Origin of the sequence: Micavibrio aeruginosavorus (genome assembly GCF_051245535.1) — a bacterium.
Taxonomy (GTDB): domain Bacteria; phylum Pseudomonadota; class Alphaproteobacteria; order Micavibrionales; family Micavibrionaceae; genus Micavibrio; species Micavibrio aeruginosavorus_D.
Genome location: NZ_CP195303.1, coordinates 1,715,510 through 1,732,171, shown reverse-complemented (window position 1 = coordinate 1,732,171; position 16,662 = coordinate 1,715,510). Strand labels below are relative to the sequence as shown.

At 56.9% G+C, this 16,662-nt stretch carries 16 protein-coding genes; 8 read left to right on the top strand and 8 right to left on the bottom strand.

Going from position 1 to position 16,662, the window contains the following annotated elements:
- Nucleotides 1-486, bottom strand: a complete 486-nt coding sequence (locus tag ACSC94_RS08370; RefSeq protein WP_435640392.1) for a hypothetical protein — start codon at nt 484-486, stop codon at nt 1-3.
- Between the two features lie 12 nt (nt 487-498).
- The gene (locus tag ACSC94_RS08365) at nt 499-1,035 is read right to left on the bottom strand and encodes a hypothetical protein (protein ID WP_435640391.1); all 537 of its coding nucleotides are present in this window, start codon (nt 1,033-1,035) and stop codon (nt 499-501) included.
- A gap of 113 nt (nt 1,036-1,148) precedes the next feature.
- Between ACSC94_RS08365 and ACSC94_RS08360 the strand changes: the two genes are divergently transcribed.
- The 6 genes from ACSC94_RS08360 (at nt 1,149) to ACSC94_RS08335 (ending at nt 6,485) form a co-directional block, all read left to right on the top strand.
- Nucleotides 1,149-2,486, top strand: a complete 1,338-nt coding sequence (locus tag ACSC94_RS08360) for a replication-associated recombination protein A (RefSeq protein ID WP_435640390.1) — start codon at nt 1,149-1,151, stop codon at nt 2,484-2,486.
- Nucleotides 2,483-2,878 (top strand): fluoride efflux transporter CrcB, encoded by a 396-nt coding sequence (crcB, locus tag ACSC94_RS08355; protein ID WP_435642164.1) that lies wholly within the window; start codon nt 2,483-2,485, stop codon nt 2,876-2,878. Before ACSC94_RS08360 ends, crcB begins: the two co-directional genes overlap by 4 nt.
- Nucleotides 2,875-3,963, top strand: a complete 1,089-nt coding sequence (locus tag ACSC94_RS08350; RefSeq protein ID WP_435640389.1) for an RluA family pseudouridine synthase — start codon at nt 2,875-2,877, stop codon at nt 3,961-3,963. Before crcB ends, ACSC94_RS08350 begins: the two co-directional genes overlap by 4 nt.
- A gap of 104 nt (nt 3,964-4,067) precedes the next feature.
- Nucleotides 4,068-4,688 (top strand): hypothetical protein, encoded by a 621-nt coding sequence (locus ACSC94_RS08345; protein ID WP_435640388.1) that lies wholly within the window; start codon nt 4,068-4,070, stop codon nt 4,686-4,688.
- Nucleotides 4,681-5,775, top strand: coding sequence for a hypothetical protein (locus ACSC94_RS08340; RefSeq protein ID WP_435640387.1), 1,095 nt, complete (start codon nt 4,681-4,683; stop codon nt 5,773-5,775). Before ACSC94_RS08345 ends, ACSC94_RS08340 begins: the two co-directional genes overlap by 8 nt.
- Entirely contained in the window at nt 5,772-6,485 is a 714-nt protein-coding gene (locus ACSC94_RS08335) for an ATP12 family chaperone protein (protein WP_435640386.1), read from the top strand. The genes ACSC94_RS08340 and ACSC94_RS08335 overlap by 4 nt, the downstream gene beginning before the upstream one ends.
- Here ACSC94_RS08335 and ACSC94_RS08330 read toward each other — a convergent pair.
- The 6 genes from ACSC94_RS08330 to ACSC94_RS08305 all read right to left on the bottom strand — a co-directional run bounded on the left by ACSC94_RS08330 (nt 6,482) and on the right by ACSC94_RS08305 (nt 14,734).
- Entirely contained in the window at nt 6,482-6,997 is a 516-nt protein-coding gene (locus ACSC94_RS08330; protein WP_435640385.1) for a hypothetical protein, read from the bottom strand. The two genes, ACSC94_RS08335 and ACSC94_RS08330, sit on opposite strands and share 4 nt — an antisense overlap.
- Nucleotides 6,997-8,823: a DNA mismatch repair endonuclease MutL gene (gene mutL, locus ACSC94_RS08325; RefSeq protein WP_435640384.1), complete on the bottom strand. Its 1,827-nt coding sequence runs from the start codon at nt 8,821-8,823 to the stop codon at nt 6,997-6,999. The genes ACSC94_RS08330 and mutL overlap by 1 nt, the downstream gene beginning before the upstream one ends.
- Nucleotides 8,824-8,884: 61 nt before the next feature.
- Complete coding sequence (locus ACSC94_RS08320; RefSeq protein ID WP_435640383.1) at nt 8,885-10,165, bottom strand: pentapeptide repeat-containing protein; 1,281 nt, start codon at nt 10,163-10,165, stop codon at nt 8,885-8,887.
- Nucleotides 10,166-10,288: 123 nt separating this feature from the next.
- Nucleotides 10,289-11,866: a glucose-6-phosphate isomerase gene (gene pgi, locus ACSC94_RS08315; protein ID WP_435640382.1), complete on the bottom strand. Its 1,578-nt coding sequence runs from the start codon at nt 11,864-11,866 to the stop codon at nt 10,289-10,291.
- Entirely contained in the window at nt 11,856-13,238 is a 1,383-nt protein-coding gene (locus ACSC94_RS08310) for a M16 family metallopeptidase (protein ID WP_435640381.1), read from the bottom strand. Before ACSC94_RS08310 ends, pgi begins: the two co-directional genes overlap by 11 nt.
- A complete protein-coding gene (locus tag ACSC94_RS08305) occupies nt 13,235-14,734 on the bottom strand; it encodes a M16 family metallopeptidase (RefSeq protein WP_435640380.1) in 1,500 nt (499 codons plus the stop codon). The genes ACSC94_RS08310 and ACSC94_RS08305 overlap by 4 nt, the downstream gene beginning before the upstream one ends.
- 99 nt (nt 14,735-14,833) lie before the next feature.
- On the opposite strand from ACSC94_RS08305, the gene ACSC94_RS08300 reads away from it, so the two are divergent.
- The gene (locus ACSC94_RS08300) at nt 14,834-15,685 is read left to right on the top strand and encodes a hypothetical protein (protein WP_435640379.1); all 852 of its coding nucleotides are present in this window, start codon (nt 14,834-14,836) and stop codon (nt 15,683-15,685) included.
- A 51-nt stretch (nt 15,686-15,736) separates the two neighbouring features.
- Complete coding sequence (locus ACSC94_RS08295) at nt 15,737-16,636, top strand: hypothetical protein (protein WP_435640378.1); 900 nt, start codon at nt 15,737-15,739, stop codon at nt 16,634-16,636.
- Nucleotides 16,637-16,662 lie beyond the last annotated feature (26 nt).

Genomic DNA, 16,662 nt, shown 5'->3' with positions numbered 1-16,662 from the left:
TTATTGTGGTGTTACAGGCTTAATCTGGTTGACCAGAACGCTCAGATTGGTTGTGCCGGGCTGGTTTGCCGCGGTCTTGAGCTTCGTTGAAATCTGTTCAAAATCACCTTTGGAGGCGGTCACGAAATCTTGCAGCGTGTCCCATTTGCGGACGGGCGATGCAATCTGATCGCACGGTGTATTGATGACTTTGAAGTCGGGAATGGAGCCCAGTTCCGTTTCTGTCCGCTGAAAACTCTTGGCGGCGAAAAGGATGATTGATCGTGTGTCTGCTTGCTTGAATGTGAAGTGGCGGCGCGTCTCCGGCTTTTCGACCAGACACTGATCTGCGGCTCCTTCACGGTAAACCGGGCCCAGATCCAGGGACGTCTTCATGCTCCCCTCTTTATAGCCTTCAAGGTGGTTGGGCATGATTGTCGAAACAAACAATTCGATTCCGCCGGCGATAATGGCGATGCCTGCGACGAAGTTTAGAATTTTTTGCATTTTATGCCTCGTTTACGGGGTTGGGCGAATTTTGTTGCTGACAAGGCTGAGCCGGGTTGTTTCCGGTGCGGCTTGCAGGGGCTTGAGTTTTGCACCGATGGCATCAAACTCACCTTTTGCCGCTTGGGTGAAGTCTTCGACACTGTCCCATTTACGGCCTTGGGCATTGATCATGGCGCAGGGGTAATTCACAAGTTTGAAATCGGGCACAGAGCCAAGTTCAAATGCGTTGAGTTTTTTTTCGCCTGCGATCAAGGTTTGGGCGATCAGGAAGATGACCGAGCTTGTGGGTGCCTGCTCAAATGTATAATGGCGGCGTGTGCCCAATTGTTCGACCAAGCAAGCCTCGCCTTTTTGCGCGGTATAGACCGCTACGGGTTCGACGAGAACTGGTGTCAGGTTTCTACGGGCGGTCACTGCATCGTCGTTTGTTTGCTCGATCATTTTTGACATGAGCGGACCTCCCTCAAGTACGGCTGCTAGTATAAGGGCTAGAATACCAATTGGGGCGGCGATGGCTTTGGTAATGCTTTTAACGAATGGGTGCATGATAAAGAGCTCTCCGGGGCGTTTTTTGATATGGGAAATGTTATGGGCTGGTGGAGATAATATGTCAACAAATATCCCTTGTTTTCCCCTCTAAACCCCCGTATTTTGCCCCTATGGCCACCTTGTTTGACCCTGCTGAAACCCCGGAATCTGATGATTCTCATGCCTCTGGCCCCCGGCCTTTGGCGGATTTGCTGCGCCCGCGGGCTTTGGCGGGCATTGCGGGGCAGGACCATTTGACCGGGCCGGACGGGGCCATTGGCCGGATGGTGGCCAATAACCGGATTGTGTCGATGATTTTGTGGGGGCCGCCGGGCTGTGGCAAGACCACGCTGGCGCGCATTCTGGCCGGACACACCGATCTGCATTTCGAACAAATCTCGGCGATTTTTTCTGGCGTTGCCGATCTGAAGCGCGTGTTTGAATCCGCCCGTCTGCGTCGTCGGAATGGCAAGGGGACGTTGCTGTTCGTCGATGAAATTCATCGTTTCAATAAATCGCAGCAGGATGCGTTCTTGCCCGTGGTGGAAGATGGCACGATCACGTTGATCGGCGCGACCACGGAAAATCCATCCTTTGAATTGAATGCGGCGTTGTTGTCGCGGTGTCAGGTGTTCGTCCTGAAACGTCTGGACGATGCGGCGATTGAAAAATTGTTGCAGGCGGCGGAAACCCATATGGAGCGGGCCTTGCCGTTGGAGACGTCCGCACGCGATGCGTTAAAGGCCATGGCCGATGGCGATGGGCGGTATGCGCTGACCATGGCGGAGCAGGTATTTGCGCAGGCGCGTGAAGGTGATCTGTTCGACATTCCCGCGCTGACCGCTTTGGTCAATCGCCGGGCACCGTTATACGACAAGAAAGATGATGGGCATTACAACCTGATCAGCGCGCTGCATAAATCCGTGCGCGGGTCGGATGCGGATGCGGCGCTGTACTGGTTCTGCCGCATGTTGGAAGGGGGCGAAGATCCACGGTTCATCGCGCGCCGTATCACCCGCATGGCGGTGGAAGATATTGGCCTGGGTGATCCCAACGCGCTGAGCCAGGCCGTGGCCGCGTGGGATACGTATGAACGGCTGGGCAGCCCGGAAGGCGAATTGGCCTTGGCGCAGGCGCTGGTCTATATGGCCACCGCGCCGAAATCGAACGCCGTGTATAAAGGTTATAACCGCGCCAAGGGCGTTGCGCGGGACACCGGGTCGCTGGCCCCGCCGGCACACATCCTGAATGCACCGACAAAATTGATGAAAAATCTGGGGTACGGGGCGAATTATGCCTATGACCACGATGATCCGGATGCTTTTTCCGGCCAGAATTATTTTCCTGACGGCATGGCGCGCGAAATCTTCTATAATCCGGTCGAACGTGGGTTTGAACGCGAATTGCGCAAACGGGTCGATTATTGGGCCAAATTGCGCGCGCGGAAAAATGCGGAAGGGGATGAATAATGCAAACCATTCTGGCCATTGCCGCGGGCGGCGCAATTGGATCGGTGGTGCGCCATCTGTTGAATAATGGCGTGGCCGCATTGGTGCCTGCTGGATTTTCGGGCGGGTTTCCGTGGGGCATTCTGGCGTGCAATGTCATCGGCTCGACGCTGATGGGTGTTTTGATTGGATTGTTTGCATTGTCCGCCGAGGCCTCCGCGCCATGGCGGGCGTTTTTGATGGTGGGGGTTTTGGGCGGGTTTACGACGTTCTCCGCTTTCTCCGCCGATACGATTTTGTTGTGGGAGCGTGGGGCATTCACGCAAGCGGCGTTGTATGTCGCGCTCTCCGTTGGTTTATCGCTGGCCGGGCTTGTTGCCGGGCTGGCCTGTGTACGAGGAATTCTGTCATGAGTGACGACGATCAATTTGCCGACGATCAGGATGTGGATGATGTGTCCCCTGATGAAAACCCATCGGATGAGAAATCGGGCGGTGTGCGCCAGATCGTTGTTGAAATGGGCGATGATGGGCAACGTCTGGATCGCTGGTTGAAAAAATATGCACCGGACCTGCCTTATGCGCTGGTGCAGAAACTGATGCGCAAGGGGCAGATCCGCGTTGATGGTGGCCGTGTGAAAACGGACACGCGTCTGAATGCCGGGCAATCTGTGCGTTTGCCGCCGGCCACGACGGCGACCGTCGGTAAAACCGACACATGGTTCCGCCCGCATCCGGGCGATGCGGATTTGATCCGGTCCATGGTGATTTATGATGACGGCGAAGTGATCGCGCTGAACAAACCCGCAGGCATCGCGGTGCAGGGCGGCATGAAAATCGCGCGGCACATTGACGGATTACTGGAACATCTGGCGGACCGCGATGGTGTGAAGCCGAAACTGTGCCACCGTCTGGACCGCGATACGTCCGGCGTGCTGTTGCTGGCGCGCGACCGTGAAACGGCCAAGCGTCTGGGCCGCGCATTCGAAGGGCGTAATATCCGCAAATATTACTGGGCTCTGACTGCACCCGCACCGCAGATGAATGATGGCGTGATCGATGCGCCGTTGATCAAGGGCGATGGCCCGTACAAGGATATGATGATCGTCGATGCCGAAAACGGAAAATTTTCCCGCACGGAATTTCAGGTGATTGAACGTGCTGGCCCGGCCGCCGCGTTCGTCATGTTCTGGCCGCGCACGGGCCGCACGCACCAGATCCGCGTGCATGCGGCGGAGGGTGGCTTCCCCCTGATCGGTGATGAAAAATACGGCCATGCCGATCTGGAGAAGGATGATGCCCGCATCAACATGATCCATGACATGAACCTGGCTCCGCGCCTGCATCTGCATGCCTGGCGCATTGTTGTGCCGCATCCGACGCGGAAGGGCATGATCGAGGTGACGGCACCGCTGGCCGATGATTTGAAAAAAAGCTGGAAAGCCTTTGATTTCCGCCCGCAGATCGATCAGGACCCCTTCGCTAACGTTGAGATTTAACCCATTTATATCAATGGGTTAATTTCGGTTTTGAGGCTTTGCATTCACGACCTTGGTGCTATACTTAATTCAAGGCCCCATGAATCTAAAAGAGCAGTGTAAAAATGACCGATTTCCTGTCGTCTCCGTCCCGGAATTTGCTTCTTGCCGGTGGTTTGGCTGTGGTTCTGCTGGGTGGCTTGACCGCTTTGGTTCTGGCCACCAACAAGCCGGTAGAGGACGCGCCGAAGGGTGGATTGCTGGCGTTTGAAAAAACATGCGGTGCGCCCGCCGATGTGGGCCGCGCCATTCCCGAAGAATGCAAAACAACCGATGCCATCACCGCAACATTCGGCATCAATCTGATGCAGGAGATTGAGCGTATTCACGTGCGCATGGTATCCACCGCGCGCCGCATTGAATCGGGCGAATTGTCCGACCCGGCGAAATATGATGCGTGCGTGGCCGAAGAACTCTGCGCGCCCGTGCCGTTGCTGCCGCCCGATGTGGATGTCAGCACGCTGGACCCGCAATCCACCGATTACCTGACCGAACGCACCGCGTTCTGGGGGCTGGTTGAGGACCGGGCGTTGGGCCGCGAGGTGTGCCAGTTTATCCGCCCGTGCGACATCGCCATGAAAACCGGCGCGATGCAGTTTGAAAGCGTGATGCCACAGGTGCAGAGCGTTCCGGCGCCATCCGCCGACCAAATCATTATCCAACAGGACACAAGCACCGATGAGTAAACGATCAAAGGGTAAATTCCTTCTGCGTTTGCTTATGGTGTTTGCTGTGGCCATTGGGGTCAGTCTTGGCGCGCTCTACATGCTGGGCGGCGACAAGGCGATGCTGCGCACCGGGTTGGAGGGCAATTTGTCCCAGGCCACGGGTTACGATGTGCGAATTGGCACGCTGAACAACGCCTCCTTCTTTCCGTTTTTGGAAATTGATATTGCCGATGTGCGATTCCACCAAACCATTCCCGGCATGGTGATTGATGCGGGGCGTGTGCGTGCGCCGGGGCGTGTTGAGGCTGTGACCGAAAAACCCATGCCGGGGCCCGTGGTGGCCACGGTCGATGCGGCGAAGTTGAAGGTCAGCTTTGGCGATCTGATCCTGTCGCGCACGCGGTTTCGCGTGTTGGATATGACGGGGATCAAGATTGATCGTGAGGCAACGGGCTATCGCGCTATTGCGCTTGATCATGTCGGCATTGATGCGGCGGCATCGGCCTTGGTGGTGTCGGGCACCTATGGCGATGATGCGGTTTCGATCCGTCTGGACATGGTCAATGACGGCGGCGATTCCAACCCCATCTGGCGGGTGAAGGATAATGCCATTTTGAATGCGTCTGTGGGCGCGGTGTCGCTGCAAACCGGGTTTGATACGGGCTTGCTGGGCGGCGCGGTGTTGAATATTACGCAATTCGGTCTGGCGGATCATCCGGTGGTGGGGGCCGTGAAAATCGGACGTCATAATGGCGGACTGCGCATTGCGGGTGAACCGGAACTGACACTGGGTGATTTTAAATTTGTGCCGGATGTGATCGTTGGCGCGACGGCGGAAAATGCGGAAAAAATTCATGGCACGATCCGTGTGGATGGCGTGCCCGTCGCGGGATCAAGTGATGCCAAGGCGCTGGCGGATTTGTATAGCGCGCTGGCCGCACTGGCCACACCGATCCCGGATACCAAGGCGGCGAAGAACGCAGCCCCCTTCTGGAATGATGCGCTGGATCATATTCAGGTGATGCAGATGGGTGATGGTTCATCCCTGCGGACCAGTGCGTTTTTGAATATTCTCCAAGACTCCCCGACGGATACAGCTCCATGAAGCGGTTTTACAAAGTTGTGACATCACAGGCCGAGCCTGCGGGTGGGTTTTCCATCCGTCTGGATGGCAAGCCGGTGAAGACACCATCGGGCCAGATGGTTGTGGCCCCGACACCCGCCTTGGCCGATGGGTTGGTGCAGGAATGGTCGGCGCAGGTGGACAATATCGTCCCCGATACGATGCCGTTGACGCAAGTTCTGGTCACCGCGATTGACCGTGTGGCGGGTGAGCGTAAAACCATGACCGATATGGTGGCCGGGTATCTGGATACGGACTTGCTGTGCTATCAAACCGAAGAGCCACCGGAATTGGCCGCGCAACAAAACGCGGCATGGGCCCCGGCGCGGGATTGGTTTGCGCGTGTGTCGGGCGCGGCGTTGGTTGTTACACCGGGCCTGTCCGCCATTCGCCAACCAGACGCCGCCCATAAATATGTCCGCCGCGCGATGGAGGGAATGAACCTGTACCAATTCACCGTGTTCCAGTTGGTGACGGTGGTGTCGGGATCGGTTGTTCTGGGGCTGGCCTTTATGGAGGGTGTGGTGACGCCGGATGATGTGTTCATCGCCGCGAATGTCGAAGATTTATACCGCGCTGAAATTTATAACGAAGCTTTGTACGGCCCCGCCCCGCATCAGGAAAAACAGCGCGCGACGATGCGCGCGGATTTAAACGCGTCGCGTGATTTTCTGGATCGACTGAAGCCTTAAAACGGATTTTTCGGGTGGGCGATGCGGTATCCGCCCAAAGCGCGGCGCAGGCCCTTGGTCAGGCGGTAGACGATATACAGATAACCCGGTGCCCCAACGGCCAGCGTTAGGTTTTTCAGCTCACGGATCATCGGATCGTTCATATCACCTTCGGCCATCACACTGGCCAAATCACCAAACTGGGCGAACGTATAATGGGTGTAAACGTAATACCCACCAATGGCCGTTGCGACGAAGATCAGGGCGGAAAACATCCACAGGGTGATGTTCAAAAAACTCATATGATTGGCTAGAAGGCTTTCACGGTCCGCACCGCGGCGCAGAAAACCAATCATGCCCCATGTAAACAACAGCAACAGACCGGAAAACAACGCCACACCCGCATTGGGGGTGAGTTGCAGGATCAGCGACGCGCACAGCGTGCCGTAAACGGCGGTGACCGTTTTCTGATCCTTGTTGGGGGCTGGTTTATCATGCTTCGGGTTTTGATCCGGAATGTCGATCTCGCTCATCACGTTCTCCCAAACAGCCGGTCGATGTCTTTTAATCCTAAAGTAATATAGGTCGGGCGGCCATGATTGCACTGGCCGGATTTTGGCGTGGCTTCCATCTGGCGCAGCAGGGCATTCATTTCATCGACATTCAAAACCCGGCCCGATCGCACCGACCCGTGACAGGCCATGGTGGACAGCAAAGCGTTGATGCGGTCTTCCAAACCTTGCGTGCTGCCCTGTTCGGCCAGCTCGTCACAAATATCACGGACCAGACGGGAAATTTCCGCGCGACCCGACAGCAAGGCGGGCACGGCCTGCACCGCCACGGCATCCGGGCCGAAGGGTTCGATGCGCAGGCCCAGTTGATCCAGTTGTTCCGCCGCGTCCATCAGCCGCGCGATATCGGTATCGTCCAGCGTGATGATTTCGGGGACCAGTAATCCTTGGGATTCAATTTTTCCCGCCTCCATCACCTGCGCCTTAAACCGTTCATAGGTCAGGCGTTCATGCGCGGCGTGCTGGTCGATCATCACCATGCCGTTGGCGGTCTGGGCGATGATGTAATTTTCATGGATCTGCGCGCGCGCGGCACCCAGCGGATAATCCTGATCCTGAAGCGCGGCAATGGTCGGGGCGGTTTCGCTCCGCGCTGCGGGTTGCAAACTGCCCAAGGGGCGATAATTTTCATACGTGCGCTCCGCCAGCCCATAGGACGGCGCGGGTGTGTAGGAATAAGCCAGATTGCCTGTGCCATAGGACGGCGTATGCGGTGCGTTGCTGGTTGTGGTTTGTAAGGCGGCCAGCGTGCGGTCGGACAATGTCGTGGCTGAACCCTGACCCGCTTTCTGCATCATCGTATGGCGGATCGACCCGACCAGCAGGCCGCGCACCCCGGCGGAATCACGGAACCGTACCTCGGCCTTCGCCGGGTGGACGTTGATGTCCACTTCGGTCGGCGGCAGGTCGAGGAACAGCACGGCGACGGCATGGCGATCACCGGGTAGCAAATCGGCATAGGCGCCACGCATGGCGCCCTGTAACAATTTGTCGCGCACCGGGCGACCATTGACGAACAGATATTGGTTTTGCGATGTCCCGCGCGACCATGTCGGCAGACCCGCGTAGCCTTCCAGTTTTACGCCATCACGTTCGGCCTCAATCGCCACCGTGTTGGCGGCGAAGTCAGCGCCAAGCAATGCGGAGAGGCGTTCGCGCCGCTGATCCCACAAATCACCTTGTGTCGCGGCGGGCAAAGACAGGCTCAGCGCGTCATTGTGGGTCAGGCGGAACCCAACAGCCGGAAACGCCATGGCCAGACGCATCACGGTGTCTTTCACCGCGGCGTATTCGGCCTTGTCGCCTTTCAGGAATTTCAGACGGGCGGGCGTGGCGTAAAATAAATCGCGCACTTCGACGCGCGTGCCTTCCGGGTGGGCACTGGGGATCGGGGCGTCTTTACGACCGCCTTCAACCTTGATTTCCCATGCTGCATTCGGGGTTTCGCGCGCGCGGCTGGCGATGCTCAGGCGGCTGACCGCGCCGATGGAGGGCAAAGCCTCACCCCGAAAACCCAGCGTGAAAATGTTCAGCAAATCTTCGCCGGGTAATTTGGATGTGGCGTGACGGTCAAGGCAGGCGATCAATTCGTCATGGGTCATGCCGATGCCGTTATCGCTGATGCGGATCAGGCTTTTGCCGCCATCGCGCAAATCGATGGCGACCGAGGTCGCCCCGGCATCGATGGCGTTTTCGACCAGTTCTTTGACAGCGGCGGCGGGCCGCTCGATGACTTCACCGGCGGCGATCTGGTTGACCAGTGTTTCTGGCAAATGACGAATGCGCATAGGGGCAGATTAGCGGCTGGGGCGGGGGGAGTCAGCCCAAAAATCGGAAAATTCCGGGGTTTTACCCCAGTTTGCGGTCGCTGATGACGTCATTCAGCAGGGCGCCGTGGAAATCGGCATTATCCAGAATCGCGCCGGTTAAATCGGCCCGGCGCAAATCGCAATCATGCATGACGGCATAGGACAAATCCGCCCCGACCAGCAGGCAATCGGCCAGCACGGCATTGCTGAGAATCGCGTAGCGCAGATTGGCCCCGGACAAATTGACACGTTGTAACCGTTTGGACCCATCCGGGTTGGGGAAGATCAGCGGCGATAAATTCGCCCCGACCAGATTGGCGCGCGCAAATAATCCGTTCTTCAACGACGTGCCGCGAAAATCGGCATTGGCCAATTTGGTGTCGCGGAAATCGGCGCGGTCCATCACGGCGCTTTGCAGGCTGGCCCCTTGCAAATCCTGATTCAGGAAGTTTGCGCCCACGGCCTTCACCGCGGTGAGCGAGAATTTTTTCAAATTCAAAACATGGCGCAGATCATAGCCGGATAAATCGAGCCGCGTGCCCGATTTTCCCGCCGTTGCAATCCATGCTGTGTGTTCTTCCAGCAATTGTTCCAGCGTTTTACCAAGCGCTTCCAGCTTGCTGCCCATTTTATCTTCGGTCAGGGCATCGGCCATATTGAGGCCCGCCGTTTCGGCTTCGTCCAGTTTTGTGCCGGAAATAATGGATGATTTCATGTTGGCGTTTTTCAGGTTTGACCCCGAAAAATCAGCGCCCGACAGGTTCGCGCCCTCGAAATTGGCGTTGCTGAAATCACCGTCTTTCACAATGACGCCGGACAAATCGGCGTCGGAGAAGTCGGCGAAGTTCGCGCTGGCCCCGGACAGGTTGGTTTCAGACAAACGCGATCCGCTGAAAATCGTTTTTGCTTTTGCATTGTTGATGCTGCCCGACAAAGTTTTGTTGGTCGGGTTGCGTTCCAGAATGACGCCTTCGCGCATGTCGGCCTTTTCAAAATCGGCCCCGGTTAAATTGGCACCAACAACGGTGGCCCCCCGGAAATCCGCCCGCGCGAAACAGGCATTTTCCAAATTGGCCCCGCGCATGTCGCAGGCAAAGAATGACACACCCTTGAATGTGCCACTCGACATGTTGGAATTGATCAGGATGGAGCCGGTGAAATCGGCTTGCGACAAATCGCCCTTGCGGAAATGCAGACCCGACAGATCCTTGAATTTAACAACCGCGCGCGCACCACCGCGTATGCCGCTGATAAAGCGCATATGTTTGCGGATGATTTCATCCAGCTCGGACTGCGTCAGTTTTTGCAGGCCAGTACTCATCGGGCGGGGTATCCTCACACACGCAATTCTTGCGTTTTGTTCTTATTGGTTCCGTCCATCGTACCGGAGGGAGCCTAAAAAATCTTAAATATCTGGGCCTTAGCGCCCGAAATTTAAGGTGTTCTAGGCGATCAGGGACAGCAAAGCCGCCCCGGCGGGGTCGATTTTGCCTTGGGATTCCGGGTTTTTTCCCGAATCCAGCACGGAATTGGCAAGAATCTTGCCCAACTCAACTCCATACTGGTCAAAGGAATTGATGCCCCAGATGACGCCCTGAACGAAAACCTTGTGTTCATACAGGGCGATCAGTTGCCCCAGATGGAACGCATCCATCCGGTCGAACAGCAAGGTGACAGACGGGCGGTTGCCGGGGAAGGTTTGGTGCGGGTTGTTATGCGAATCGCGCTCACTGCGCCCGGTCATCAGCGCCTGCGCCTGTGCAATCATGTTGGCGAGCAGGATGTGGTGATGGTCGGCATGGGGCGCGAAGCTTTCGCGGCTGCCGATAAAATCGCACGGCACGATGTCGGTGCCCTGATGCAGCATTTGATAAAACGCATGCTGGCCATTCGTGCCCGGTTCGCCGAACACGATGGGCGCGGTGGCATAGGGCAGCGTTTCGCCATCGCGGCTGACGCGCTTGCCGTTTGATTCCATATCAACCTGTTGCAGGAAGGCAGGCAGGTGGAGCAAATTCTGGTCATAGGGCAGAACGGCCAGCGCCGCGCAATTCATAAAATTGCGGTTCCACACGCCGATCAGGCCCATAAGGACGGGCAGGTTTTGGTGCAACGGCGCGGTCTGGAAATGCTTGTCCATGGCATTCGCACCATCCAGCAGGTTGCGGAAATGGTCGAAGCCGACGGCGAGTGCGATGGACAGTCCGATGGATGACCACAGGCTGAACCGCCCGCCAACCCAGTCGCGGAAGGGCAGCATATTGTCCGGGTGAATGCCAAAGGCGGTCACGGCCTTTTCATTGGTGGACAAAGCGATGAAATGCTTGGCAATCGCATCATCTTTTTTCAGTTTGGCGAGGAGCCATGCCCGCGCCGTCTGCGCGTTTTTCATGGTTTCCTGTGTCGTGAATGTTTTTGATGCGATCAAGAACAAGGTTGTGGCCGGGTCGCATCCTTGCAGGGCATTGTGCAAATGGGTGCCGTCAACATTCGACACGAATTTCACGGTGATGCCATCGACATGGAACGGGCGCAGGGCCTCGGTCACCATCTGCGGGCCCAAATCCGACCCGCCAATGCCGATATTGATGATGGTGGTGATGCGCTTGCCCGTATATCCCGTCCAAGTGCCGGAATGAATGGATTCGGTGATCGCCTTCATCCGGGCCAAGACATCATGGATGAACGGCATGACGTTTTCGCCATCGACCATCACGCTGTCCTTTCCGGGACGGCGCAGGGCGGTGTGCAAAACGGCGCGGTTTTCCGTTGTGTTGATGGGCGCACCGCTGAACATCCGGTCCCGCCACCCCTCTACGTCACAGGCACGGGCGAGGGACAGGAGCAGACCAAGCGTGTCGTCATTCATGCGCTGGCGCGAAAAATCGGCGTACAGGCCGGGCAGGGACAGGCTCATCGCCTTCACACGGCCGTCGCTCATCACATCATTCATATGCACATAGCGCATGGTGCGCGCATGTGTATCCAGCGTCACCCATTCGGGAAGCGTATTATTCAACATTGGGCAAATCCGTGCGGGTTGTGGTCGGGGTGATGCCTTCGGGTTTGCCGACAATGACCGTGGTCATCGCATCGGGGGTCAGCAGGCGTTTGGAAACCTTGGATACATCGTCCACCGTGATGGCGTTATACCGTTCGGTAATGCCATCCAGATAATCAATCGGCAGATCATCCAGCCGCAGGCCGAGGATCAACCCGGCAATGCCCTGCGTTGAGGTCAGAGCCAGCGGCATCGATCCGGTCAGGTAATCCTGCGCCGCTTTCAATTCATCGGCGCTGACCGGTTCGTCACGCATTTTGGTCCATTCGGTGCGGATCAGGCCCATGACCTCACCCGCTTTGTCATTGCGGGTGGAGGTGGACACGCTCAGCGCCTTCACATGGTCCAACTGGTACATGGAGGAATAGATACCGTAGGTCAGGCCACGTTTTTCACGAATTTCTTCGGTCAAACGGCTGCCGAAGCCGGAGGAACCAAGGATGAAGTTCATCACCTGTGCGGCGTGATAATCCGGGTCTGTGCGGCCAATGCCGGCCTGCATCATCTGAATGGATGTTTGTGGCACGTCCTTGTCGAACAGGGTGATGGTGTTGGCGCCTTGAATGGTTAAATCTGCTGTCGGTGGAATTTGCGATTTTTCCGGCAATGCGCCGAACATTTTGTCCAGCAGGGGTTTTAATTCATCTTCCGAAATATCCCCGGCAACGGCGACCAGCAAATTGTCACGGGCAAAACTAATGCGCGTGAAATGGCGCAGATCATCGGCGGTGATGGCGGCAAAGCCACTGACCGTGCCGCCGCTGTTCATGGCATAGGGGTGCCCGGCAAAGGCCACGTCATTCATAATGCGTGCGGCGATCCAGTCGGGGTCGGACAGTTGGGATTTAATCCGGCTGATATTCGCGGCCTTCATCCGGTCGATCGGGTCTTGATCAAAACGCGGTGACGTCAGGGCCTTGGCCATTAAATCGGTGGCCAGATCGCGGTGACGGGTCAGGCTTTTCAACGAGCCAAAGAAATCATCGCGGCCCACGTCGAAACGCAGGGCAATGGAATTGTCGGTCAGGGTTTTTTGAAAGGCTTGGGAATCCAGATCTGCGGCCCCCTCGTCCAGCGTGTTGGATGCCAGCCGCGCCAGTCCTTGTTTGTCTTGCGGGTCCAGCGAGGCCCCCGCGCCAGCGAAGGCAAATTCAATGGCGATGGCCGGAACCGAATGATCTTCCAAAAACCATGCGGTGATGCCGCCATCGCTGGTGACGGACCGGATATCGAGGAAGCGCTCCGTCGGCGGTGTAATGGTGGTGATATCGGCCGCCCATGCGGGGGTGATTGCACTGACGATAAGAACGGCGCTGAGGATCAGGGATTTCATGGCTTTGCCTCTGCTGCGTTATCGTTGGCCGGGGTTTCTGTGGGGGCGGCGGCTGGCGCGGCATCCGGTTCGTCTTCGGTAATAATTTTATCCGGTGCGGGCGCGGGCAAAATCCACCCGGTCACGCCACGGCCATGCGTGCCCGTCGGTTTGATCAGATATTGCGCCACGCGTTTGATATCGGCGGCGGTCACCGCATCAATATCATCGGCCCAATATTCGACATCATCAATCGTGCCACCCGTGGTGATGGTCTGGCCAAAAATCATCGCGGGGCCCTGCAAACTGTCGCGGGCCAATGCGGCGCTGTCCTTCATGCGGATTTTTGCGGTGGCCAGTTCATCATCGGTCACGCCGTCGCGGGCGAAGGTGGCGATGATGGCGTCGGTTGCGGCTTCAACCGCATCCATCGCGACACCATCGGTTGGAATGGCGTACAGGGCGGCGGTGGCATCATCCCATGCGTTGGGTGTGTATGAAAATCCGGCACCGACGGCGATTTTTTGCTCCACCACCAATGATTTATACAGGCGTGATGACGCGCCATCCGACAGAATGCTTTCCGCAACCTGCAACGCAATCGCGTCGTTGCGGTTTTCGCGCAAAGACGGCACCCGGATCATACGCTGGAAAACGGGTTGATGAACGCGGTCCGATTGCATGATGATGCGGGCTTCGCCGGGAACGTTCATGACCGGGGGCGCCGTGCGTTCGGGCACCGCGCGCGCGGCAACAACGCCATAGGTCTTTTCAATGATCGGCAGAATGTCGGCCAGTTTCACATCACCGGAAATCACCACGGTCGCGTTGTTGGGCGCGTACCGTTTATTGTGAAAATCCATCGCGTTTTCACGGGACAGTTTGGCGATTTCATACGGCCAGCCAATCACCGGAATGCCATAGGGATGGCCGGGGAACAGCGCATTGCGCATTTGTTCGTGCATCTGGGCGTTGGGGTCGCTGTCGGTGTTCTGGCGGCGTTCTTCCAACACCACATCGCGTTCGGACAAAACCTGATCCGGGGGCAGGGTTAGGCCGCGCATGCGGTCAGCCTCCATCGCCATAACATCTTCCAGACGATCGGCGGCGATGGATTGGAAATAGGCGGTGTAGTCTTGGGACGTAAACGCATTGTCATTGCCGCCCATGGCGCGCACACGTTTGGAAAATTCGCCGGGCGGAACATTTTCCGATCCCTTGAACATCAAATGTTCAAGGAAGTGGGCGATGCCCGATTGTCCGGCGGGTTCATCAATCGCGCCGACACGGTACCAGACCATGTGGCTGACCACCGGGGCGCGGTGATTGGGAATGACCACGACGCGCAGGCCGTTGGGCAGGGTGGCCTCTTCCGCGCCGAAAATTTTTGTGCGCTGCGGCAACTGGGTGTCGGCAACAGTGGCGGCCGGGGGCTGCACTGCGGTTTGGCTTTGGGCCCAGACCGGTGAGGGGATCAGGAAAAAACCAATAAAAACAGGAATCAAAATGTGTTTCATGTCTTCTGGTTTACCCGAGAATCGGGGCAAAGGAAAACCCCAAATGGAATCGGTTTAAAACTTTGACATAACTTACAAAATGACGCTAACGTCACCCCCATGATGGACCATGATACATATAATTGGGTGCTGCATGACCAAACCCGGGCCGGGTTGGCGCAGCTGGCGAAATCTGTGCACGCGTTGACCGCGCCGGCCACACCGCAGCACGTGGCCGCGCTGGAAAAACTGGCGTTGAAAGAATCGTTCAATGCCCACGCCGGGCAGTTCGGATTGATGCAATACCAAGCGGCATGGCAGGAGGCGTCGGTCGTTCTGCTGGGCAATATGCGCAACAATGTTGTGAAATGTAACATGCGGCTCGAAGCGATCGGGTCGCACATGGCGTCCGTCATCGGTGATTTCCCGGAAGAGAAATATGACGCCAAGCTGCGCGCCTATATTCAATATTGGGGCCTGCGCGGGCTGGAACAGAAGCAACAATCCCACGCCACCACCAATATGCTGGTCGCTATTCCGGGCATGCAGGATTTTGCCAAGCAGGGCGCGCGGAAAACGGAAATTGAAATGGACCGTGTCTATTTTCTGGCCAGTTCCGCCTTTGACGAGTTGGTCGAACGCCGGGCCGATGGCACCGCTGCATCCGGGGATGATCTGGCGAAGCGCATCGAACGCTTGGCCGCGTCCTGTGACGCATATGCGGACCAAACGCTGGAACATGCCGTGATGAAACATAAAATTGCCCAGCGGGCGGTGGTTTGCGCCGCATCGGAACGGGTGGCCAAACTGGGCGGGGATGACGAAGACGTGGCCGCGTTGTTTACACAGTTTGCCATTGCCATGTCCCGCGGGGCCGATAACGATTTGAAACAGGCCGAGAATTTATTGCGTGGAGCGTATTTCTCACGGGATGTACAACGGCCAGCGTTTCTTTATACTTTCGAGAAGTAAAAATGACCGGCGAAAAGCCGGCGTAAAAAAACAGGATGTCTGGGGTCTTGAATGAAGCCATATAACTGGAATTTGCACGACGCGACCGTCGATGTTTTGCGCGATCTGGACAAGGCCTTTGATCAGGTGCATAGCGATGGGCCCGTGCCTCTGAAACTGTTCAAGGACTGGGCGCTGGCGGAGGCATTTAATGCCCGCTCGTCGCGGCCCGAATGCGATCGCGCCGAACAGAAGATGAAAGATCTGGATAAAACCATCGCGGGCCGTATTCTGGGCGTTGTGCGCGAAGGTGGGGTTTTGGCCTCGCTGGTCACCAACTATATCAAAACCGCGATTGAACATTGCCCAGAGGATTCCATCACGATTGACCGTTTGACGCGCGATCGTCTTTTGCGGCTTCAATATTTGCAGGAACTGACATTACAGGTCGTGCCGACAATGCCGGTTTTTCGCGGGGAAACGGCCAGTTTTTCCGGGTATCACATCACACTGAAAAACTTCCTGCTGGCGGCCCGCCAGATTGATGAAACGCACCGCGATGTGGCTGCGCCATTCATGCGGCAAAAAAATACGCGGCCATCGGTCAACGATATGTCGATCGGTTTGAGCAAGATGACGGCCGCCGCGTTGGAGTTGGCCAGCCATCAGGCCGATCTGGCACGCGATAGCCTGTCCATGGCGACAACATTGCTGGTGTTTAAAAATTATCCGAAGCCGATGCAACTCACCCCGGCGACGGAGCAGCAGATGCGGGATTACATGACGCTGTCGATGGAAATGACACGCGCGGCCCGGTTTAATATGGCTGTGGCCCGCGATGATTTATCGATCCAGATCTTGATGGAAAATTTTCAACGCCCGGCTTATTTACACGCGTTGCCGCGTGGTGGAAATGTGCGCAGCGGTCCGGCCTTGCCACCACCACGGGCGTTGTTGCCCCCGCCGCAATAATCAATAAAAAAACCCGCCATTGTCTG